14 protein-coding genes are annotated in these 22,651 nt (G+C 65.0%); 12 read left to right on the top strand and 2 right to left on the bottom strand.

The features are described 5' to 3' along the window. Positions 1–35: 35 nt before the first annotated feature. The 7 genes from AB0L82_RS24895 (at position 36) to AB0L82_RS24865 (ending at position 8,792) form a co-directional block, all read left to right on the top strand. Entirely contained in the window at positions 36–353 is a 318-nt protein-coding gene (locus AB0L82_RS24895; protein WP_364640869.1) for a WXG100 family type VII secretion target, read from the top strand. 48 nt (positions 354–401) lie between these two features. After that, a complete protein-coding gene (locus AB0L82_RS24890) occupies positions 402–701 on the top strand; it encodes a hypothetical protein (RefSeq protein ID WP_364640867.1) in 300 nt (99 codons plus the stop codon). 109 nt (positions 702–810) lie between these two features. After that, positions 811–2,364: a type VII secretion protein EccB gene (eccB, locus tag AB0L82_RS24885; RefSeq protein WP_364640864.1), complete on the top strand. Its 1,554-nt coding sequence runs from the start codon at positions 811–813 to the stop codon at positions 2,362–2,364. Between the two features lie 168 nt (positions 2,365–2,532). Further along, on the top strand, positions 2,533–3,723 hold the full coding sequence (locus AB0L82_RS24880; RefSeq protein WP_364640861.1) for a hypothetical protein: 1,191 nt from the start codon (positions 2,533–2,535) through the stop codon (positions 3,721–3,723). A 49-nt stretch (positions 3,724–3,772) separates the two neighbouring features. Then, positions 3,773–5,638, top strand: a complete 1,866-nt coding sequence (locus AB0L82_RS24875; protein WP_364640858.1) for a serine/threonine-protein kinase — start codon at positions 3,773–3,775, stop codon at positions 5,636–5,638. Then, a complete protein-coding gene (locus tag AB0L82_RS24870) occupies positions 5,635–7,527 on the top strand; it encodes a serine/threonine-protein kinase (protein ID WP_364640855.1) in 1,893 nt (630 codons plus the stop codon). The genes AB0L82_RS24875 and AB0L82_RS24870 overlap by 4 nt, the downstream gene beginning before the upstream one ends. A gap of 281 nt (positions 7,528–7,808) precedes the next feature. Beyond that, the gene (locus tag AB0L82_RS24865; protein ID WP_364640852.1) at positions 7,809–8,792 is read left to right on the top strand and encodes a hypothetical protein; all 984 of its coding nucleotides are present in this window, start codon (positions 7,809–7,811) and stop codon (positions 8,790–8,792) included. 30 nt (positions 8,793–8,822) lie between these two features. Here AB0L82_RS24865 and eccE read toward each other — a convergent pair whose 3' ends face one another. Both eccE and eccA read right to left on the bottom strand, forming a co-directional pair. Continuing rightward, positions 8,823–10,559 (bottom strand): type VII secretion protein EccE, encoded by a 1,737-nt coding sequence (eccE, locus tag AB0L82_RS24860; protein ID WP_364640849.1) that lies wholly within the window; start codon positions 10,557–10,559, stop codon positions 8,823–8,825. 68 nt (positions 10,560–10,627) lie between these two features. Continuing rightward, positions 10,628–12,463, bottom strand: a complete 1,836-nt coding sequence (gene eccA / locus AB0L82_RS24855) for a type VII secretion AAA-ATPase EccA (RefSeq protein WP_364640846.1) — start codon at positions 12,461–12,463, stop codon at positions 10,628–10,630. A gap of 154 nt (positions 12,464–12,617) precedes the next feature. Between eccA and eccD the strand changes: the two genes are divergently transcribed. The 5 genes from eccD to AB0L82_RS24830 all read left to right on the top strand — a co-directional run bounded on the left by eccD (position 12,618) and on the right by AB0L82_RS24830 (position 22,651). After that, the gene (eccD, locus tag AB0L82_RS24850; protein WP_364640843.1) at positions 12,618–14,093 is read left to right on the top strand and encodes a type VII secretion integral membrane protein EccD; all 1,476 of its coding nucleotides are present in this window, start codon (positions 12,618–12,620) and stop codon (positions 14,091–14,093) included. Positions 14,094–14,155: 62 nt separating this feature from the next. Beyond that, complete coding sequence (gene mycP / locus AB0L82_RS24845; protein ID WP_364640840.1) at positions 14,156–15,517, top strand: type VII secretion-associated serine protease mycosin; 1,362 nt, start codon at positions 14,156–14,158, stop codon at positions 15,515–15,517. An 18-nt stretch (positions 15,518–15,535) separates the two neighbouring features. Continuing rightward, positions 15,536–19,558 (top strand): type VII secretion protein EccCa, encoded by a 4,023-nt coding sequence (gene eccCa / locus AB0L82_RS24840; protein ID WP_364640837.1) that lies wholly within the window; start codon positions 15,536–15,538, stop codon positions 19,556–19,558. Further along, positions 19,559–21,022, top strand: a complete 1,464-nt coding sequence (locus AB0L82_RS24835; RefSeq protein ID WP_364640834.1) for an FtsK/SpoIIIE domain-containing protein — start codon at positions 19,559–19,561, stop codon at positions 21,020–21,022. Positions 21,023–21,046: 24 nt separating this feature from the next. After that, positions 21,047–22,651 carry a protein kinase gene (locus AB0L82_RS24830; protein ID WP_364640831.1) on the top strand — a complete coding sequence of 535 codons (1,605 nt, stop codon included), beginning with the start codon at positions 21,047–21,049 and terminating at the stop codon, positions 22,649–22,651.

The raw sequence follows: 22,651 nt of genomic DNA, 5'->3' as shown, positions 1-22,651 counted from the left end.
CTGATCCGAAAATAAGCACTGATGGAGGATTCGCGATGACCGTTTCACAGAACACCGCTGTCGCCAAGGCGGCACAGACTCACATGGCTGACGTGGTCACCACCGTGAAGGCCATTCTCGACAAAGTGACCAACGAGGTCGACCACTCGAAGAGCGGCTTCAAGGGCACGGCCGCGGCCGCGTTCAATGTCGCCGCCGACAACTGGCACGTCGAGGCCGACAAGCTGCGCACGCTGCTGCATGAGATCGAGGGTCAGGTCGGCACCGGTGTCGCTCAGTTCTCGAACCTCGATTCCGAGAACGAAGCGGGCTTCAAGTCGCTCAGCGGTGGCTCGCACACCAACCTCGTCTAAGTCGCACCACTTTCAATCGCCAGACAATCTTTGATGGAGGACTGACCTATGTCGGACGAAATGCTGTATGACCCCGCCGTAATCAACCCGCTGGTGGAGTCGCTCAAGTCGAACTTCGGCCAGCTCGTGGTGGCCGGTGAGGACCTGGAGAAGGCTGCGAACCAGCTCGAGTCCTCGTGGAACAGCAATGATTCCATGACGGGATTCAAGGATGTGCACGCTCGTTGGTCGACCGAGTACAAGGATTCGCTGCACGTGCTGAACCAGGTCGCCGTCGCGGTCGAGAACGCCATGCAGTCGGCGCTCGGCGCCGACAAGAAGATCGGTGACGGCTTCGGCGGTATCTGAGACCACCGGATCTCTTTCCACAGCGCACCCCGCTGTCACCGTGGGGTGCGCTGTGGGATGCCCGCCTCGGTAGTCTCCCGCTTGTAGTTCTCGTTCCGACGGAGGTTCAGTGCCAGCCCAGTTGACCACCCGGGCCCAGGTCAATGGGTACCGGTTCCTGCTGCGACGTCTCGATCACGCGCTCATTCGCCGCGATGTGCGAATGCTGCACGACCCCATGCGCGCTCAGTTCCGGTCGCTGGTGTCGGGTGCGATTCTGGCGCTGCTGGTGGTCGCGGGTTGCGCGATCTTGGCTTTCATTCGTCCCCAAGGCTCGATCGGTGACGCGAAGATCGTCATGGGCAAGGACAGCGGTGCGCTGTACGTCGTTTACACGAACCCGAACGACAAGAGCGATGTGGAGTTACGGCCGGTTCTGAATCTCGCATCCGCTCGTTTGTATGTCGGTAGCGCCGAGTCTCCGAAATCGGTCAAAGACAGCAAGCTGAATACGATGCCGCGCGGCCCGATTCTCGGAATTGCCGGCGCCCCGGCGGCTTTGCCGGGGTCGACACAGGGTGATCGATCGCAGTGGACGATTTGCGACACCGTGCAACTGTCCGCGGCCGGCGGCGCTGCCTCCTCGGTGGGCGCGACAACCACGGCGATAGCGGGCAAACTCGAGCTGAGCGAGCGGATCAAGCCAACGGACAGCAATGCTGCTCTGCTGGTGCGCAGCGTGGCCACGAAGAGTTCCACCGAGACGGTGACGAAGGACTACCTGCTCTACGACGGCAAACGCGCCGAAGTGAATCTCAACGATCCGACCATACTGCGTGCACTGAATCTGACCGCGCCCCGACCGCGACCCATTACCACCGGTCTGGTTGGAGCGGCGACCGAGGTGCCGGCCCTGGTTCCGCCGACCATTCCGAACGCCGGAGATCCAGGACCTGGGCGACTCAACGGGATTCGTGTTGGTGGAGTCATTCGTGTGGCATCACTCGGTGGTTCGAGTAACTCTGACCTTTACGTAGTGCTCTCCGATGGCGTACAACGCATTTCGTCGTTCACCTCCGACGTGATTCGCGCGGCCAATTCGCAGGGTATGGATGAAATCAAGTCGGTACCGCCGGACCTGATCGTCGGGCTGGATCGCCCGGCGAATCCGCTACCGGTGGCTGACTTTCCGAGTGTCGCGCCGAAGATCATCGCCACGGAAGACGACCCGGTTTCCTGCATTACGTGGTCCAAGAACAAGGCCACCGATGTCAAGGACGCCGATACGGCCGAAGGCCCGTCCGATCGAGCCGTGGTCTCGCTATTGGTCGGTACCCGGCTGCCGCTGCCGGACTCTTCGGTTCCGGTGAAACTGGCGACGTCCGACGGCACCGGCAATCGCATCGACGGTGCCTACATACCGCCGACCAGCGGTGAGTTCGTGCAGTCGACAGGTATTGCGCCGGGCAGTCGACGGCGGGACAGCCTGTTCTACATCGCGGACAATGGAATCAGCTACGGCATACCCGATCTGAAGACCGCCCAGATGCTCGGGCTCGGTAGCACGCCGCGGCTGGCCCCGTGGGAAGTTATCGGGCAGTTCGTGACCGGCCCGACTTTGAGCGCCGCAGCAGCCTCGACCAGCTACGACTCGATGATCATCGAGAAACCGGTTGGCGGATAGCGCCACTCGACCGAAAGGTTGCCGCCTGCTTCGGCTGTGACGCATTCCATCGTAAATGGCTCTGGCACACAGCCGATGTTAGATTGTCGCCGACCATGCGGTCTCACCGCTGGTTGAGTTGGATGGTTACCGAATGTCCGCGGGGGAGTCGTGGGCAGAGGGGGATGCATGCGGTTCGCGTTTCGCCGACTCGCCGTGGCGGCGTTGACCGTCGCGATCGCGAGCGTTTCCACCGCGTGTGGAAGTGACAGTCAGACAACGGATCACGCGTCGGTTCTGGATGTCGGTGCCTACTCGACGCAACGGCCCGACAGCGGTTTCGATGATCGGTCCAGTCGCTCGCGCGGGATGCTGGTGGAGTCGCTTCGCCTGGGTGAACGCGTCGTATTCGGTAGCGAGGTGGCACCGGAGTTCTCGGCGGGCCACGGTGGCAAAGTGCTCGCCACCGGCAGCGGCTTCCGGAACGCCGACGGTGTGTCCGCCGCGGCGATGGAACCGTTCAACCCTTTGGCCGCCTTCATCTCGAATGCACAGGACACGCCCTACATAGGTGAGTATCACAAGCATTACGAGCTCTCGGTGGCTCTCGTGGCGTTTCCCGATGATCAGACAGCTGCGAATGCCGCAGCGGCCATGGAGCGTGAGGATTTCGGCGCGAATGGCTCCAATGTTCCTGTGCCCCTTGCCGATCACCCGACCGCGCTGAGCCATTGGCGGCCTGGAACGCCAAATCTGGGTAGCTGGATGGCATTCAAATCGGTTGTGATCGCGGTGTACGTCGAGGGGGTGCAGGCGAACCTTGATCAGTTGGCGGGATTCGTTTCTAAGACGTATCAGCAGCAGATGCCCAAACTGGAGAGCTATACGCCGACTTCTCCGGATCAGCTCTCGATGCTGCGAATGGATCGGGACAATCTGCTTACTCGATTGGTCAAGACCGACGACGCGATCCCGGACCAGCGCAGTTTCGCCGTTTACAGTGCTCGCGGCTTCGCCGGCCTGGGCGCCGATCCCACCACGGCTGCCCGGGATTACGACGCGCAGGGTGTGCAGGCTATCGCGGTGTCGGACAACAAGTATCTGTACAAATTGAATGACGCCGCGGCCTCCAAGAGCTTCACCAACTATCTTGCCGGTGACTCGACGGTGTCGAAATATATTCCGATCGCGGGAGTGCCCGGCACCGTGGATGTCATGTGTTTCAAGGCGACCCAACCTAATCCGACGATTGTGGGAGCACGTCGCTTCCGCTGCCTGATTCCGTACGACGGCGTTGTTGCCGAGGTGTTCAGCGATCAGGAGTCCGACGTGCGGCAGCTGGCCGCGGCTCAGTATCTGTTGCTGAAGGACGCCGGATGACCGCGATCCAGCCGGTGCACAGTCGAAGGAATCACGCGGGAGGGATCGCATGAAGGGCCTGGGGTCGCAAGATCCGCGCCAGCTGGGGCGTAATCGCATGGTGGCGGTGATCGGTCAGGGCGGTATGGGCCGGGTCCTGCTCGGTGAGTCGCCTACCGGAAGACTGGTGGCGGTCAAGCAGATCCACCGGCACCTGGCGAACGATGCCGAGTTCCGGATGCGGTTCCGGCGCGAGGTGGAAGCCAGTCGAAGCGTGACCGGCGCCTATTCGGCGGCCGTTGTGGACTGTGACACTGAGTCCGAGAGCCCATGGCTGGCAACCGAATACATTCCCGGTCCGTCACTGAAGACGGTGATCGAGGAGGCCGGGCCGTTGTCGCTCGGCGGATTACGACTGCTGGCGGCCGGTCTAGCCGCGGCGCTGATCGAGATTCATCGCGCTGGTCTGATTCACCGGGATCTCAAGCCTGGCAATGTGTTGTTGGCGCCCGACGGTCCGCGGGTGATCGATTTCGGCATTGCTCGCGCCCTGGAGGGTGACGCACAGCTGACTATGACCGGCTCGGTTATCGGGTCACCGGCGTTCATGTCACCCGAGCAGGCCCAAGGGTTTCCGCTGACCCCGGCCGCCGATGTGTTCTCGGTGGGCGCGATCCTGGCGATGGCGGCGTCCGGCGAGAACCCGTTCGCCGGAACATCCACTCCCCAAGTGCTTTTCAGCGTCATGAACTCGGCCCCGGATACTGGTCGAGTGCCTGCGGAATTGCGCGGCATTGTCACTCGCTGCCTTTCGAAGAATCCGGAAGACCGACCGACGCCCGAGCAACTGCTCGATGCAGCAGGGCAGATCGAGGCAGAACCGGTCTGGCCGGGCGCGGTGCGAGATGCGATCGCCGATTATCAGTCCGACTCCGGCTGGTGGGTGGAAACCACTGCGAAGCATGCCAAATACGAGGCGCAGCTGGCAGGGCTGCGTGCGCAACGGCAGCGTAAGTTCCGCTTGCTCGCGGTCGCCGCCGTGTGTCTCGTATTGCTTACCGCCACGGGCGTGACTGCGCACCGGTGGGCGCTACAGTCGGGACATGCCGCGCCGGCCAGCGATCTATCGGTGGCTCTGGCGGGAGACCAGTGGCGATTGCTGGATCTCTGCACCTTGCTGGACACATCGGTGAGCAGCCAAATCGGAGTCCGCAGCGGAGACTTTTCGACTTCCTATTCCGGTAAGTGTTCGGCCAGCTACGCCGATTCGGGTGGCACGAAACGATCGTTCGAACTGTCGGTGGGTTCCACCTCGGCCAGTCTGGGTGACTGGACACCAACCGGTGCCGTCGCAGGCTGGATGCCGATTTTTGGTATTCCGGTGTCCTGTGATCGCCGGGTGATCACACAGGGACGCCCGGCAGTCGCCGTCGCGATTTCGGTCTCGGGGAAGTCGGACGGGTGTAAGTCCTCCGAAGCGGTGCTGCTGTCTGTGGCCAACCGGCTCGCGGTCAATCCGCCTCAGCTACCACTGCAAGCGAATTCGATTCGCCGACTCGATCCCTGCGCACTGCTGGACCAGCGCCTGACCAACGAGGTGCTCGGGGACAATCTGCGGCATAGCGGCTTTCCGACGGCATGCGGACTGGACGGCTCCGACGCGATGCTGTACCTCGAATTCTCGGAGCGAATGCGCCCGGACAAGCTCGGTGTCAATGGAAAGACAACGACCGTGCAGGTGAACGGTGCGACGGTCAATATTGACGACAATTCCGAGCGATACCACAGCTGCACACTGAACTACATGGCCAGACCTACACACAATGATCTGGCTGAGGTCGTGTCTCTCCAATTCTCCACCCACAACGATCTCCCCGGCGCGTGCGAGCGGGCCGAACGGGTGCTCTCCACCGTGATCTCGCAGTTGCCGAAATGACTATTCGACCACTTGCGCAAGAGGATCCTCAGCAGATCGGGCGCTATCGCATCCTGGGTCTTCTTGGCTCCGGAGGTATGGGAAGGGTGCTTCTGGGCACCGGTGCGGACGGTCGCCTTGTAGCCATCAAGCAGGTGCATGCGCACTTGCTCGGCGAGAAGGAATACCGGTCCCGCTTCCGCCGCGAGGTGTCAGCATCGACCCGTGTCTCAGGAGCGTTCACGGCACCGGTGATCGATTTCGACATCGATTCGTCGATGCCGTGGCTGGCATCGGTTTTCGTTGTGGGAATGCCGCTGGACAAGGTTATACAGGAGTACGGACCACTCCCACCGCAGGCGGTTCGAATGCTTGCGGCCGGCCTGGCATCAGCGTTGCAAGCCATTCACCGGGCCGACCTGATTCATCGAGACCTCAAGCCCGCCAACGTTCTACTGGCGGTCGATGGACCGCGAGTGATCGACTTCGGTATCGCTACGGTCACCGAAAACCCAGGTGGCCTCACCGAGGCCGGGTCGGTACTCGGGTCACCCGCCTATATGTCGCCGGAGCAGGCGCTGTCGGAACCGCTTACTCGTGCGAGTGATGTGTTCTCCTTGGGTTCGCTATTGGTGATGGCGGCGACTGGCGCGAACCCGTTCGCGGCATCCACTCTGGCCTACACCCTGTTCAGCATCGTGCATACCGAACCGAATCTCGAGCGGGTCCCACCAGATCTGCGGGAGCTGCTCGGAGCATGCCTGCGCAAGGACCCGGCTGCTCGTCCGACACCGGCTCAAATCCTGGACTACCTCGGACAGCCGTCGGGGCACGGACGGCCGTGGCCGGAGCCAGTGCATCTCGAAATCGACCGACTCGGAGCCGAATTCGCTGCCTTGGCAGCAGATCCCGAAGCTACCGTGGTGCTGCCAGGCGGTCGGAGTGGAGGTCGCGCGGCGCGGTACGCATCGGTGGCGGAAGGAAGCCGCCCTCGAAGTCGCCTCGCGAAAACGCTCTTGATCCTGCTCGCGGTGCTATTGGTAGTCGCAGGGTCCGCCGGTGCGGCCTGGGTTCGATGGGGCCGAACCGATTCCCCGCAAACGGCAGCGGTCACCTATTCCCTTCCGCAGATGCGGGAAGTTGATGCGTGCGAGTGGCTGCGTACCGCCCTCGGTAAGACGATTCCGGCCGGACTCGCGCCGGACTGGCCGACCGATGTATCCAGCTGGTCGATGAGTCCGTCGTGGGTGTGGGGCTGCCAGGTTGACGGGGGTGCGAGGCGATCGCTGAACTTCGAGCCGGGGACCTACATCGAGGGATTCGGTCCAACCAGCTCCAACGCGACCGGCTTGCCCATCCTGGGGTGGCAGAGTACGGACAGGTGTGACCGCGCACTGAAACCAGCTGGTGCGGAGCAGAAGTGGGGAATGATCGTCTCGGTACAGAATCCGAATCAATGTGCGCTGGCCGAGTACCTGCTGACGCGATTGTCGGCGGTGACCGACGTGCCGCGTCTTTCCGATGCCGGGCGGTCGCTCACACATGTGGATCCCTGTGCACTGATCGACCAGGCCGCTCTGAATTCACTGGTCGGCCCGCTACCGAGCGTCCCGTCGGAGAACTCTGCTCATTCGTGTGTGTGGGAGGGATCTGCCCAGGTGGACATAAATCTTCGAAGGCTCACGCCCAAGAACCCGGCCGACCCCCGGATCGACCTCGGTGACGGGCGACAGTTGGAAGCTCCGAAAACCGTTGTTGCCTCGATCTGTACCCGGCGATATACATACCGCGATCTCGGAAAGCAACTCGAGCAGGTGGAGATTCAGGTGCACGGCAACGATGACACTGAATCGCACTGCGCCGTTGCGGAATCCATCGCGCGCATGGTCATCGGCAAGCTTCCGAGGTAGCGGTTCGGGTGCTTCGTGATCACGTTCCGCGATGATGTGACAGCTCTCGATGTCCGGCAATGTGTTTCGGCGCAGTACGCTCAGCTGGTCAAGGCTAGATAGGCGTAATGGTGTACGTGCACAGGATATTCCGGAAGACGGCGTTGGCGCTGGTGGCGGCGCTGGGGTTGGCGGGGTGCGGGAGTGTGGTTCCCGGTGTTCCGATCGCGGGTGAGGTTGATGTTCGGGGGCTCGATGTGGGCTCTTACTCGACTGATCCGTTGAATTATCGGGCGCTGTCGGTGTCGAAGACCGAATTCGGGGCGGAGTTGGCGATCACGCGGCTGGCGGGGTTCGTGGCTGCGGGGACCGAGATTGATCCGCGGTTGCGAAATGAGCTGGCGGGCAAGGCCATCAGGACGAGTAGAGACGTCGATGACAGGCTTGCGCCGATTGTCGAGCGGAATGGGATGATGTTCGGGTTCGGCGCGGGGGCCGCCGCCGAGTCGGCGACCACCTGGGTTCGGCTCACCGTACTGCAATTCCCGGAGCCGGCCGCGGCGCGAACGGCCGCTATCGAAGTGGAGGCCGCGGGGTTCGGTGCGGCGCCCAAGGCCAATGCGCCGGTGACGCTGGACTGGTATCCGGATGCCAAAGCGCACTGGCGGCAGGATATTCCGTCGCTGGACGCCGCCTTGGCTCGCGGGAATTATCTGATCATCGTGAATGTCGCCCAGCCGCGGCCGAATCTCGCCGCCCTACAGGATCTCGGCAAGAAGACGATCGCGGCGCAATTGCCGTTGCTGGATCAGCTGCCGTCGCTTTCGGTGCCGGAAATGCGGGCGCTGGATCATGATCCGCAGGACATGCTGCGGCGGACGCTGCATCCGAAGGCGGATTTCACGCCGAGTTTCGATCGGGAGGCGGTGTTCAACGCGCGCGGCTTCCGGCATGTGGCGCCCGAACTCTGGCGGCGACTGCTCGAGGTCGGTGGAATCGATGCCGTCGCACGTGTTTCCGAGGTCGGACTGGTCGCGCGCGCCCGTGATCCCAAAGCCGCCACGCTGGTATTGAACGATCTGCGCACCGCGGCCGGACCGACCACCGCCGCACCGACGGGGGTTCCCGATGCGTTCTGTGTCGAGAACACCGCGGCCGCCGCGCGATTCACCTGCACCGTGCGCGCCGGTCGCTATGTCGCACAGGTCGGCAGCGCGCAGTTACAGGACGCGCATCAGCGCGCCGCGGCGCAATTCGCCATCCTGGTAAACAGCGGCTGGATGTAGTTTCCAGCCCGCCTGTGGCCGGGAAATGGTTCAGCGGCCCGTCGCACCGATGTAATGCTGTTCGGTCGGTGTCGTGACCAGCTGGGCGGTGGTACGGGTGGCGGGAGTGTGCACCGTGACGGTGTGCGGTGCGTTGGGGTGCTGCACGATCGTCACATCGGCGTCCGGCTGGTAATCCCGGGGGAGCCGATCGTGCACGGTGACAACGGTTGCCGAACCCGGCGGTGTGGTCGAGGGGACACCGTCGAAGACGATCACGGTGGCCGCCGGATGCGGGGCGCGCGCGGTCATGGTGTTGTGGCGCGAGCTGTGCGTGACCGAGGAGGCCAGCGAAAGCGCGTGCGCCGCACCGACATTGTTGACCATGCGCTGCCAGGAGCCGGGGCGCGCGGTGTGCACCACCGCGCCCGCGCCCAGCGCGATGGCGCGCAGGATGACCTGCTGCGCCAGATGCAGGTCCGAGATGATGTCGATGCGCCGTGAACCATCGCCGATCAGCGGCACCGCCACACCGCTGCCGGTGGCGTCCGCGCCGATCAGCTGACCGCAGCCCGCGGTCGGCACCGAGATCTCGGCCAGCGCGCTCACCGGACCGCGATGCGAGGACGAGTGCAACTCCTGCGCGCCGAACGCCAAAGTATCGGTGAGCGCCCACAATTGGCGCTGGGGGAGCTGACGCAGACCGTCCACCGGCGGTTCGTCCATCGGCTGCTGGGTGTCATAGCGGACGCGGGCGTCCACCTCGATGAACTCATCCTTGCGATCGCTGTCGGCGTTCGCCGCGGCGGGACGCAGGCGCACCGTGACCGTGGTGGCCAGGCTGCGCACCGACCAGACCGCCGCCAGGCCGTCGGGGGTGAACAGGTTCGGATCGATCTGGAAGCTGGTGAGGTGAACGTCGTTGTGCTCCAGCGAATGCGGCGTCTCGACGAACTCCTCGAGCGGGATACCGCGGGTCAATTCCCGGGTGAACGCGGTCATTTCGGCGGTGGTGAGGATCGAGGCGGTGATACCGCGCGCGGCAAGCCGATTCGCCACGCGCCGGGTCGCGACGATCGCGGCGCGCAACGCGCCCTCCGGTCCGCCGCCGCGATTCTGCACGGCCTTGGAGTTCGCGAGCGGATTCAGCCGCAGTACCAGCCACACCGTGCGATGCGCGATAGCCGGTAGTGGACCGAGGATTTCGTCGTACAGCCGCCCCAGCGGCGCGATGCTCGCGGCATAGCCGGACAGCACCGCCTCGGTACCGGCGGTGCGGGTGCCGGTGCTGATCACATCGGCCGAATCCAGTTCGACATCGTATTGCCTTAGGCAGGAAGCGATTTCGGCCAGCGGCAGCACCTGATCGGTGCTCAGCGAACCGCGCCGCAGCAGCGTCAGGGTGTCCGGTGGGGTGTCGATGCGCAGCATGGTGGTGAGCAGCGTTCCGTCCCAGCGCAATCCGTAGGTGCCGCCGTCGGGCAGCGGCACGTCGAACTGCTTGGACTCCTCGACCGGGCGACGGCGCGATACCCGCCAGCGATAGGCCACCCAGCGGCCCATCCGCATACCGATCGGCTTACCGCCGATCGGGGCGAGACCGATCAGCACCGGCAGTGCCGCAGCCAATCCGACTGCCCACCAAGGCGCTTGGCATGCGACCGCCACCAGGGAGGCGAGCACCCCCACCAGCGCGACCGGAATGACCAGGCGCAGCGGCAGCACCCGGAACAGCCACAGATCGTCCGAACGCAGTTCCGTATCGTTCAGCCGCACACCCTCGTTCACAGCCGCATACCTTCGTTCACAGCCAAGCCCCCTCTATACCGGCGAACCGCGTTGCCCGCGGCCACACCCTATTCAGCTGCGGACGACAAACCCAGTGAGCTCAGCAGCGTGGTGAGCGCCGCCTTCATATCGGGCGCCTCGATGCGCATGAGCGCGGCCTCGTCGATATCGCTCAAATCGATGGATTCGTCATTGGCGAGCCGGAATTCGCGTTCCTCCTCGGCCGCCTCGATCAGATTGCGGATGAAACGACCGTTACCGGCCACGTCCACCCCGCGCCGCGGCTGCCCGCTCTGATCGGTGCTCTCCAGGTCGTAGAGCTTCTGGCAGGTCTTGACCAGCTGCTCCATCGCGCCATCGGACAATTCCGAATCCCGTTTGTGCGCGATGACCTGACCGATCTCACCGAGCTCGGGCGCGGTGTACGACGGGAATTGCAGGCGCTTGGCGAAACGCGAGGCCAGACCGTCATTGGCGGCCAGGAAGCGGTCGATCTCACCGTCGTATCCGGCGATGATCACCACCAGCCGATCGCGATCGTTCTCCATGCGGGCCAGCAGCGTGTCGACCGCCTCGCGGCCGAACGCGTCACCACCCGAAAGACCCTGCTGGATAAGGGTGTACGCCTCATCGATGAACAGCACGCCGTCCATGGCGGTATCGATCAGCTTCTCGGTCTTGATGGCCGTGGAACCCAAGTGCTGGCCGACGAAGTCCGAGCGCTTGGTCTCCACCACCTTCTCGGTCTTGAGAATGCCGAGGCCGCAATAGATTTTGGCGACCACGCGCGCGATGGTGGTCTTACCCGTTCCGGGCGGACCGGTGAACGCCAGGTGCTGACCGCGCGCCGAGCTCGAAAGCCCTTTCTCCGCACGGATTTTCGCCAGCTGCGCACTCGACTGCAGTTTCGCGACCTGGGTCTTCACCGCGGCCAGGCCGATCTGCTTATCCAGTTCGGCGCGCGCCTCGGCCAGGATCACCTTGGCGCGATCCTCATTCTCGGCCTGCCGCTTCTCCTCCAGCGACGGCGCGGAGGCGGGATCCCATTTATCGGTGCGGGCCTCGATCACCTCTTTGGAGGTGACGGTGATCCGGTACGTCCGATCGCGCATGGCGGAGGTGTTGGCCTCGAAATCCGGGGCCTGCGAATACACCTTCTCGAACAGCGCCTGCGCCTCATCGGCCTCGCCGGTCTCGCGCAGGCACAGGCCGCGGCAGAACATGGCGGCGGTGCGGGCGGCCGGAATCGGGCCCGCCTCGGCCTGTTCCATGCGGCGAATGGCCTCACCGAACAAACCCAGCTGCGCGCACGCTGTGCCGACCATCACATGTGCGCCCGCGGCCAGGTACGGATCTTCCCACGCCTCGGAGCCCGCCAGCACGGTCATCACATCGGACCAGCGCTGGCTGTTGTAATGCAGAATGCCGCGCACGTATTTGGCAACGCGGCCGTCGATCTCGAAGTCCGGTTCATTGGCCCGCGCCCGGCGATGCTGCTCGAGTTCGTCCAGTACGACCTCGGCCTCGCCGTACTGCTTCTCGGCGATCAACTGGGCCGCGTACGCCAGCCAGATTTCGGTGAAACTGGCCAGCGGGTAATCGATGTAGAGACCCGGCAGGAAACGTCCGGCTAACACCCGCGGCGGCAGCCCCAACCGCCGCTGTTCCCGTCCCAGCGAGATGGTGCTGCACTTGTACAGGTTGTGTAGAACGTCCTTGGTTACCTCACCGGCTACCGCCCGGCCGAGCCAGGCGTCACACATGGTGGGATCCCACTCGGTCGCGCGCTGAAAGGCCAGCTTCGCGTACTCGAGATCCTTGTTGGACTCCTGCCCGTCGATGCTCAACCCCAGTGAGAGCACGCCGGCGTCGAAGGCGCGTTGTGCCTGACGAGTGTCGATCATCGTAGTCGAACCCCGAATTCGTTGAACCTGGTTAGGCTTTCGTTCACAATCCCCATCCGCAGGTGCGGATCGCACAGTTGCGGACAGTCGGATACATTATGGTTAACCGCCCTGGGCGGGCAACTGTTACGAGGGTGAGGGAGCAGTTCAGCTAGTGACCGCACAGTCGATCAGCGGTTTGGGAGCCGCTGAACCCGAATTGTGCCGAGTGTCCGTCATCGGGGGGAATACCCAGCTCGACGTCGGTCTGCCGGCAAACGCGCCGATCGCCGCCTTCATCGGCGATCTGGTGCGGCTTATCGAATCACGCAATCCGGACCCGCTGGGCGGCGAAGAAGGGGGAACGCCGCTCCAGCCACAACATTGGACGCTGGCCAAACTCGGACGCGATATGATCGCGCCCAGTCAGACGCTCAATGACGCCGAAATCTACGATGGTGAACTGCTGGTGCTGCGCGCCGTCGCGGCCAAGGAAGCGCCCGCACTCTTCGACGATGTGATCGACGCGGTCTCGCGGCTCACCTCCGAGGAGTTCCGGGGCTGGTCACCGGCCTCGGCGCGGTGGACCGGACTGTGCGGGGCAATTGTCGCGACGCTGTTCGCGCTGTTCCTGGGCGCGGTATCGCGCGGTGCCGGAGATCAATTCGTCGCACCGGCCATGCTGCTCGGCGGCGCGGTCGCGGCACTGGTCGCCGCCATCATCGCCGAACGCAAGTACGGCGATGAGCTGACCGCGACGGTGCTCACCCTGCTGCTGCTATTGCTCACCTTCGGTGGCGCGGCGCTGGCCGTACCGCACGAATTGGGCAGTCCGCACGTATTGCTCGGAGCCAGTGCGACTTTGCTGGTCGCGGTCGTCGGATATCGAATGATCCGGACCGGCGCGGCCATCGTCTCCGCGGCCGTCACGCTCGCGATCTTCATCGGCTGTGCCGCGGCCGCGCGCCTGATCTGGGACACCGAACTGCCGAAACTCGCTGCCGGAGTACTGGTCGCGTCGATTCTGCTGCTCTCGGCCGTACCGCGACTGGCCGCCATGCTGGCCCGGTTGCCGGTGCCGCCGGTGCCGACCGCCGGTGCGGCCATCGATCCCGCCGATCATGAGCCCCGGCCCACCATCGAGGGCATCGGCGCGATCGGCGCGACCGTTCTGCCGTCGGCGCACGGGCTCGGATTGCGCGCCCGCATCGCCAATCAATTCCAGACCGGCATGGTCGTCGGTGCGGCGATCGGCGCGACCTTCGGTGCCGTGGCCGCGGCGGATCCGCTGGGCGGCGCACGCTGGCAGGGCATCGCGCTGGCCGTGATCGTCGCGATCATCCTGTGCCTGCGCGGGCGCGCCTTCGCCGATCTGACCCAGGCTTCGGTCCTGATCGCCGGTGGCGGAATGACTTTCGTCTCACTGCTGGTGCTGCTGGCGTTCGAGGACGACGGCATGCTGCTCGTCTCGGCCGGACTGCTGCTGGTTTTCGCGGTGGCCGCCATCGTGTTCGGCGTGATCGGCCCGCACATCGAGGTGACCCCGGTGACCCGGCGCTTCAACGAGATCTTCGAATACGGCCTGATCGTATCGATCGTCCCGCTGGTGCTCTGGATCTCGGGTGTCTACTCGATGGCGCGCAACATATGAGAGCGCTCGGCGGAGGCTGGTCGCGAATTCTCTGTGCCACAGCGGTTCTCGGTGTCGCGCTGTTGAGCCCGCAGGGGATCGCGGCGGCCGAGGTCAAGCCGCCGACGATCGACGACGGCGCGCTGGCGGACGCGATCGCGCTCAGCGGTAAGCCCGCACCGCCGGAAACCACTGAGAAACAGCACTTTTGCGCCGAACCGTTCATGAGCGGCACCACGCAGAAGGACGCGCCGGTCGCACAGCGCGTGCTGAATCTGCCCGCCGCTTGGCAATTCAGCACCGGCGCGGGGGTGAAGGTCGCGGTCATCGACACCGGGGTTTCCCGGCATCCGCGGTTGGGCTCGGTGGAAGTGGGCGGTGACTACGTCTCCCCGGACGGGGACGGCACCGTCGACTGCGATGGGCACGGCACCGCCGTCGCCGGAATCATCGCCGCCCGGCCGAGTCCCGATGACGCCTTCGTCGGCGTCGCGCCCGATGCCGACATTCTCTCCATCCGGCAGAACAGCGAGTACTACAAGGCCAAGAACGCGTCCGGTGGCGATGAGCCGGGCAAGATCCACGGGTCCGGCTACGGCAATATGCGGACGCTGGCCGCCTCCGTCGTACGCGCGGTGAATATGGGCGCGCAGGTGATCAATATGTCGCTGGCCGCCTGCTCCAGCGCCTCCGCGACACCCGAGGACGCTGCCGTGGGCGCGGCGGTGAAATACGCCTACGACCGGAATGTCGTGGTGGTCGCCGCCGCCGGAAATGTCGACTCCTCCAGTGGATGCGGACAGAACGCCATCGCCGGGTGGGACAAATTGAGCACCGTGGTCAGTCCGGCGTGGTTCAGCCCCTATGTGCTCAGTGTCGCCTCGGTCATCTCCAGGGACGGCAGTCCGGCCGACTCGTCGATGCACGGTCCGTGGGTGAGCGTGGCCGCGGTCGGCACCCCGATCGTGTCGCTGGACAACAAGCCCGGCGCCACCGGACTCGTCGATGCCAACGGATACGGCCAGGACGGTAAGCCGAACCTGCTCGGTGGAACCAGTTTCGCGGCACCGTATGTCGCGGGACTGGCCGCGCTCGTCCGCGCCAAGTACCCGGATATGACCGCGCAGGAAGTCATGAACCGGATCACCCGCACCGCGCACAATCCGGGCGGGCCGACCGGACGTGACGACCGGGTCGGCTACGGCCTCATCGATCCGCTCGCCGCGCTCACCGCGCAGCTGCCCGCGCAGGCGGTCAATGTCGGCGCCGATAAACCGCGCGCCATTCCCCCGCTCGAAAAGCCCGCCGGGCCGGACGCTTTGCCGCGTCTGGTCGCCGTCATCGGGTCCATCGTCTGTCTCGCCGCGCTGGGAATCGGTCTCGCACTGTCGATTCCATTCCGGCGCGCCCGCCGCGACGACGAGCTGCCCGACCTCGATTCTTAGACGACCGGAGAAACACTCATGGCTACAGAAGGTTTCGTCCGCAGACCGCGTATCGCGCCGCCGCGCGCGCCCGGCGGTGAGATGGCGCTCACGCCGCCGCCGGAGATTCCGCGCGCGGTGCCCGGCAACCTGCTCAGCAAGCTGATGCCGGTGGTCATGGTCGTGGCCATGGTGGGCATGATCGCCATGATGGCGATGATGGGGCGGTCGATTCTGACCAACCCCATGATGATGATGTTCCCGATGATGATGATCATGTCGATGGCCGGCATGTTCATGGGTCAGCGCAGCGGCGCCAAGAGCGCGGGCGAGCTCAATGAGGAACGCAAGGACTACTTCCGGTATCTCGACCAGACCCGGCGCGAGGTGCGGCGCACCGCTTTGAAACAGCTCGAGACGCTGGTCTGGAGCCATCCCGAACCCGCGGATCTGCATTCGGTCGTCGGCACCCGGCGCATGTGGGAGCGGCGGCCCAACGATCCCGACTTCGGGCATGTGCGGGTCGGCATCGGAACCCACCGGCTCGCGGCCAAACTCGCGCGACCCGAGACCGGGCCGCTGGAGGATCTGGAGCCGGTGTCGACCGTCGCGCTGCGGCGGTTCGTGCGCACGCATTCGGTGGTGCATCAGCTGCCCACCGCCGTCTCGCTGCGCGCTTTCCCGGCCATCAATGTCGAGGGACCGGCCGAGGACGCGCGCAGACTGGTGTGGGCCATGCTCATCGAGCTGTGCGCCTTCCACGGGCCCGACCATGTCGCGGTGGCGATCGTCTGCGCCGATCCGGACTCCGAAGCCTGGGCGTGGGCGAAATGGCTTCCGCAGCTGCAGCATCCGAGCCATCGCGACGGTATGGGCGCGGCCCGCATGATGTATCGCTCGCTCGGTGAGTTCGAGACCGCGCTGGCGGACGATCTGCTAGAACGCGGGCGGTTCATGCGCAATCCGCAACCGACACAGGGACGTCTGCACTTCGTCGTGATCGTGGACGACGGATACGTGAGTGGTTCCGAACGGCTGATCAGCGAATCCGGTTTGGACGCGGTCACCGTCATCGATTTGAGCGCGGCGGAGAACTCGCTGGCCGCGCGGCGCGGGTTGCAGCTGGTCGCCTCGGGCGGGGACGTCTTCGCCAAGAGCGCGGCGGGTACCGAGAAGTTCGCCACCGCCGACAATGTGACTTTGGCTGAGGCCGAAGCATTCTCGCGCAGTCTGGCGCGGTTCCGCGTCGCCACCGCCGCGCAGATCGTGAGCCTGGGGGACAATACCTCCACCGCGGACCCGGGTTTGATGGCGCTGCTCAAGATTCCGGACGCGGCCCAGATCGATCCCGCCAAGGTGTGGCGGCCGCGCTACGGGCGTGAACGCCTGCGCGTGCCGATCGGCATCACGCCCGACGGCACGCCCGTCGAGATCGATATCAAGGAATCCGCCGAGAACGGTATGGGGCCGCACGGGCTCTGCATCGGCGCGACCGGTTCCGGTAAGTCGGAATTCCTTCGCACCCTGCTGCTTTCGATGGTGGCGACGCATTCACCCGATCAGCTGAACCTGGTGCTGGTCGACTTCAAGGGTGGTGCGACCTTCCTGGGTATGGATCCGCTGCCGCATGTCGCGGCGGTCATCACCAACCTCGAGGAAGAGCTCTCGCTCGTCGACCGTATGCGCGACGCGCTCGCCGGTGAGATGAACCGGCGACAGGAATTGCTGCGCACGGCGGGCAATTTCGCCAATGTCACCGATTACGAGAAGGCGCGTGCGGCGGGCGTTCCGCTGGATCCGCTACCGGCGCTGTTCGTGGTCATCGACGAGTTCTCCGAATTGCTCTCGCAGAAACCGGATTTCGCGGATCTGTTCGTCATGATCGGCCGACTCGGCCGGTCGCTGCATGTGCATCTGCTGCTCGCCTCGCAGCGCCTGGAAGAGAACAAGATGCGCGGGCTCGACTCGCATCTGTCCTACCGCATCGGTCTGCGCACGTTCTCCGCCAATGAATCTCGCGCCGTGCTCGGTATCACCGACGCCTATCATCTGCCTGGTATCCCGGGCTCGGGTTATCTCAAGAGCGATGCGTCGGATCCGTTGCGGTTCAACGCGACCTATGTCTCCGGGCCCTATGTCGCGCCGCGCGCCTCCCGGCAGCTGGACGGGCGGGCCGTGGCCGAAGCGCCGCCGCGCGAATTCACCGCCGGGCCGGTGGAGATGCTCGCGCTGCCGGAGCCCGAGAATCCGCTCGATCCGCTGGATCTGCTGCCGCCGCCTCCGCCCGCGGACGAGGGCATTCCCGACACCCTGCTCCAGGTCGTGGTGAAACGCCTTACCGGACATGGCCGTCCGGCGCACGAGGTGTGGTTGCCGCCGCTGGATGAGTCGCCGACCGTCGATATGCTGCTGCCCGATCCGGAGTGGAGTTCGCCGGTCAACCGGCACGGGCAGCTGTGGATGCCGATCGGCATCATCGACAAGCCGTACGAGCAGCGGCGTGATGTGCTCACCATCAGTCTGTCCGGCGCACAGGGCAATGTCGCGGTGGTCGGCGGCAAGCTCGCCGGTAAGTCCACCGCGCTGCGCACCATCATCATGGCCGCGGCCGCCACGCACACGCCCGAGCAGATGCAGTTCTACTGCATCGACCTCGGCGGCGGCAGTCTCGGCAGTATGGCCGGGATCCCGCACGTCGGCTCGGTCGCCAGCAAGCTCGACGTGGATCGGTTGCGCCGCACCATTTCCGAGCTCATCACCCTGCTGCATCAGCGCGAGGAGCGGTTCGCGCAACTGGGCATCGAATCCATGGCCGAGTTCCGGCGGCGCAAGCACGCGGCGCTCGCGGCGGGCGCGATGGACGATCCGATTCTCGCCGACAGATTCGGTGACGTCTTCCTGGTCGTCGACGGCTGGCAGCAGTTCCGCGATGACTTCGACACGCTGGAAGGATCGGTCAGCGCCCTTGCGGCACAGGGTCTTTCCTACGGTATCCACGTCATCGTGAGTGCCAACCGCTGGGCGGAGATCCGGCCCAATATGAAGGATATGATCGGCACCCGCATCGAGCTGCGGCTCGGTGATCCCTCGGATTCGGAGATGGGACGCCGGGTCGCGGTGAATGTTCCGGTGAATCAGCCCGGTCGCGGTCTCACCGCCGATCCGCTGCACCTGCTGATCGCATTGCCGCGCTTGGACTCCGATACCGATCCGACCACGCTGCCCGAGGGTGTGGGCGTGGCCAAGGAACAGCTGGCGGCGCTGTACGGCGATCGCCGCGCACCCGAGGTGCGCATGCTGCCGATGAGCGTTCCGCGCGATCAGGTACTGCGGCTCGCACAGGCACACGGTATCCAGCAGAGCCCGACCAAGGTCGTCGTCGGACTCGGCGAATCCGAATTGCAGCCCCTGGCTCTGGATTTCAGCGCCGACCCGCACCTCATGATCTTCGCCGACGTGGAGAGCGGCAAGACCACCGCGCTGCGCAACATCATCCACGGCATCGCCGAGAGCTCCAACGCCGACCAGGCGCGCGTCATCCTCATCGATTACCGCCGCACGCTGCTCGGTGCGCTGGAAGGCGATCAGCTGGCGGGTTATTCGACCTCGTCGCAGACCTGCGGGCCGATGATCCAAGAGGTCGTCAACTACCTCGGCAAGCGCATTCCGGGCTCTGACATCACCCCGCAGCAGTTGCGCGAGCGCAGCTGGTGGACCGGGCCCGAGATCTACATCATCATCGACGACTACGACATGGTCGCCACCAGCGGCATGATGAATCCCCTTGCGCCGCTGGTGGAATACCTGCCCCAGGCGCGCGATATCGGTATGCACGTGATCGTCACCCGGCGCATGGGCGGCGTCTCCCGCGCGCTCTACGACGGTGTGCTGGGCGCGATGAAGAACATGTCCGTCGACGCGGTGCTCATGTCCGGACCGCGCGACGAGGGCAAGATCATCGGCGAACTGCGCCCGATGAAGCTGCCACCGGGCCGCGGCATCCTCGCCTCGCGCAGCCGAGGCCAGGAAATGATCCAGTTCTGCGATCTGCCGGGGCTGTAATTGCCGGAAGTCGAGGAGCTGCGGGTCGACCTCTCGGGCGAACGCGGCCATGTGATGCTGATCGGCGGGCCGGACGCCGATCAGCGGGCCGTACTGCACGAGTTGATCAATGGGATCGCGGTGCGGCACACGCCCGAACAGGTGCAGTTCTACTTCATCGATATCGGGCGCAGGCTGGCGGACCTCGCCGCACTGCCGCACGTCGGGGCGATCGCCGGCAAACGTGATGCTGAATTGGTGCGGCGCATCGTTTTCGAGCTCGCGGCGCTGCTGCGTCGGCGTCAGGAGAGTTTCGCCCGGCTGGGGATTCGGGACATCGCGGAATTCCGGGACTGGCAGCACAGCGCCCGCGAGGCCGGGGCGGTCGATGATCCGGTGCTGCGGGACGGTTACGGCGATGTCTTTCTCGTTGTCGATTACTGGTTGGTGCTGACCGAGGAGTTCGAGGACCTGGTACGCAGCGTCGATCAACTCGCCCACCACGGTCTGGCATATGGCATCCACCTAATTTTGGTCGTCTCCAAGAGGTTCCAGATTCGGCCCCTCCTGCGTGAGGTGATCAAGACCGAGATCGACATGTGGCCCGACTATCCTTCGGATCGTCTGGTGCGCCCGTCGCTTGTGGTCGAACCGCTGTTCGGCGAGCCCGACCCCGCCGAGCCGCGGCGCGGGTTTCGTCCGCCCGAAATTCAGCTGCTGCCAACCGATATCACTCGCGCCGAGGTGCTGCGCCAGGCAGAGGCGCACGGAATCACGCAGGGCGCGACCAGGGTCGTACTCGGCATCACCGAATCCGAATTACGGCCGCAGGCGGTGGATTTCGACATCGATCCCCATCTACTGGTGCTCGGCGACACCGAAAGCGGCAAGACCACGCTGCTGCGCAACGTGATTCGCGGCATCACCGACTTCACCGGGCCGGAGTGGGCGCGGATCCTGGTCGTCGACCCCTGCCGCACATTGCTGGGTGCGGTCCCCAGCGAATATCTGGCCGGATACGCCACCAAGCACGATTCAGCCACCACCCTGATGCGGGACCTGGCCGACTACCTCGCCAAGCGCCTCCCCGGCCCCGACCTCACCCCGCGGCAGATCCGCGAACGGGATTGGTGGACGGGTCCGGAGATCTTCCTCCTCGTCGACGACTACGAACGCGTGACCCGCGCGGGCTCCGCCAACCCCTGCACGCCCCTCATCGAATTACTCCGGCAAGCAGAACATCTCGGCTTCCACCTGATCCTCACCCGCCGCATGGTCCGTGCGGTCGACGCCTTCACCGCCGACCCATTCCTGGCCGCCCTGCACACCACCGCCCCCACCGTCCTCCTCATGTCCGGCTCCCGCGAAGAGGGCAGAGTCATCGCGAACACCCGCCCCATGCCCCTACCCCCGGGCCGCGCCATCTTCGTAACCCGCCGCACCGCACCGGATCTCATCCAACTATCCAATCTTCCCGGCGCCTAGCTCACCGAATATCCAGGGGGACAAGTGATCATCGGCCCGGGCGGCATCCTCGGCGGCTACCTCATCGAACGTCAGCTCGGCAGCGGCGGTATGGGCACCGTCTACCTGGCCCGCCACCCCGCACTGCCGCGCTACGACGCACTCAAGGTCCTCTGGCCCCACTTGGCCTCGGACCCCGAATATCGAGCCCGTTTCGAACGCGAGGCGAATCTCGCTGCGGCCCTGGATCATCCGAACATCGTGGCCGTCCAGAACAAGGGTGAAGACCAGGGCTGCCTCTGGATAGCCCTGCAATACGTCCCCGGCACCGACGCGGCGACGGCTGTGGACCGCGATCCCACCGCGATGACACCTGCCCGGGCACTGCACATCGTCACCGAGGTCGGTAAGGGCCTGGACCACGCGCACCGGGCCGGGTTGCTGCATCGTGATGTCAAGCCCGCCAACTTCCTGCTGGCAGATGTGTCGCACGGCGAGGAACGGGTGCTGCTGGCGGATTTCGGTATCTCCAAGCCCTCCGACGACGCCACTCAGCTGACCAGGACGGGCGCGTTCGTGGCCACCGTCGCGTACGCGTCACCCGAACAACTCTCCGGCAACCCCGTATCGCCCCGCAGCGATATCTACAGCCTCGGTTGCTCGTTCTACCGCCTGCTCACCGCCCAGAACCCTTATCCGGGAACACAACCGCTCACCGTCATGATGGGGCACATCAACGAGCCCCCACCTCGTATTACGGCACTGCGACCCGATCTGCCCCGTGCCCTGGACGACGTCCTGGCCCAGGTCCTCGCGAAATCCCCGGTGGACCGGTACGCGTCCTGCGCCCAATTCACCGGCGCGCTCGCGCAGGCGCTATCCGGCCATGATGTGAGAAGAGCCGTTCCCGCAGGCAATTTCGCGGCACCCTTCGCGGATCTCGCGGCCCGCCGACGTGATGAGGGCCGGGCGGAGGACACCATCCGCAATCCCAGGCAGTCCGAGACAGTGGTCAACCAACCGTCGATCGACCAACCCTCGGCGCCTTCCGGCCCGCATTTCGGCGGATTCGCCGCGGTGGGTGCGGTAGTGCTCTGCCTGCTGATCGTCGGATTGGTCGTATTCGCTGTCAACCGCGCCGGCAGCGCGGACGAGCACACGAGCACCACCATGCCGATGGGACGGCCGTCGAGCTCGGCTGCGATCCAATCCACCACCGCCGTGCTGTCGGCCGGGGCGGCGCGGATACAGGACCCGTGCCGACTCCTCGATCAAGACGACTCGACCGGTGCGACTCGGTTCGGTCTGTCGCAGGTCTCCACGGCGACCGATCTGGATGATATGCGCAGTTGTACATGGCATCCCGTCAACGACGGGGGAGTCTCGGGAAGCATCTTGCTGGCACTGCGGGCGATGCCTTCCGCGTCGGACGCCCAGTCCGTTCGCGTCGGCGGGTCCGTCGATGGTCTGTTGATCCGCGCCCCGATCGCCGGTCACCCCGAGTACACGACGTGTGCCGTCGTCTGGCCCACCACGTATGGATCGGGCCGGGTGGAGTTCAGCAATTACTTCAGCAAGGTCGGCCCCGACGAACTATGTCGCAGCGCACAGGATCTGGCCGACCGGGTCTATCCGCGGATCCGCCGGTGA

The organism is Nocardia sp. NPDC052001, assembly GCF_040680615.1.
In the GTDB taxonomy this organism is placed as follows: Bacteria; Actinomycetota; Actinomycetes; order Mycobacteriales; family Mycobacteriaceae; genus Nocardia.
This window is presented reverse-complemented; position numbering and strand designations above follow the sequence as displayed.

Bases quoted from the DNA above. Each gene is read 5' to 3' on its own strand.
- AB0L82_RS24895 (WP_364640869.1), top strand. From the start codon at position 36: ATGACCGTTTCACAGAACACCGCTGTCGCCAAGGCGGCACAGACTCAC.
- eccA (WP_364640846.1), bottom strand. From the start codon at position 12,463: ATGATCGACACTCGTCAGGCACAACGCGCCTTCGACGCCGGCGTGCTC.
- AB0L82_RS24880 (WP_364640861.1), top strand. From the start codon at position 2,533: ATGCGGTTCGCGTTTCGCCGACTCGCCGTGGCGGCGTTGACCGTCGCG.
- eccCa (WP_364640837.1), top strand. From the start codon at position 15,536: ATGGCTACAGAAGGTTTCGTCCGCAGACCGCGTATCGCGCCGCCGCGC.
- AB0L82_RS24890 (WP_364640867.1), top strand. From the start codon at position 402: ATGTCGGACGAAATGCTGTATGACCCCGCCGTAATCAACCCGCTGGTG.
- AB0L82_RS24875 (WP_364640858.1), top strand. From the start codon at position 3,773: ATGAAGGGCCTGGGGTCGCAAGATCCGCGCCAGCTGGGGCGTAATCGC.
- AB0L82_RS24870 (WP_364640855.1), top strand. From the start codon at position 5,635: ATGACTATTCGACCACTTGCGCAAGAGGATCCTCAGCAGATCGGGCGC.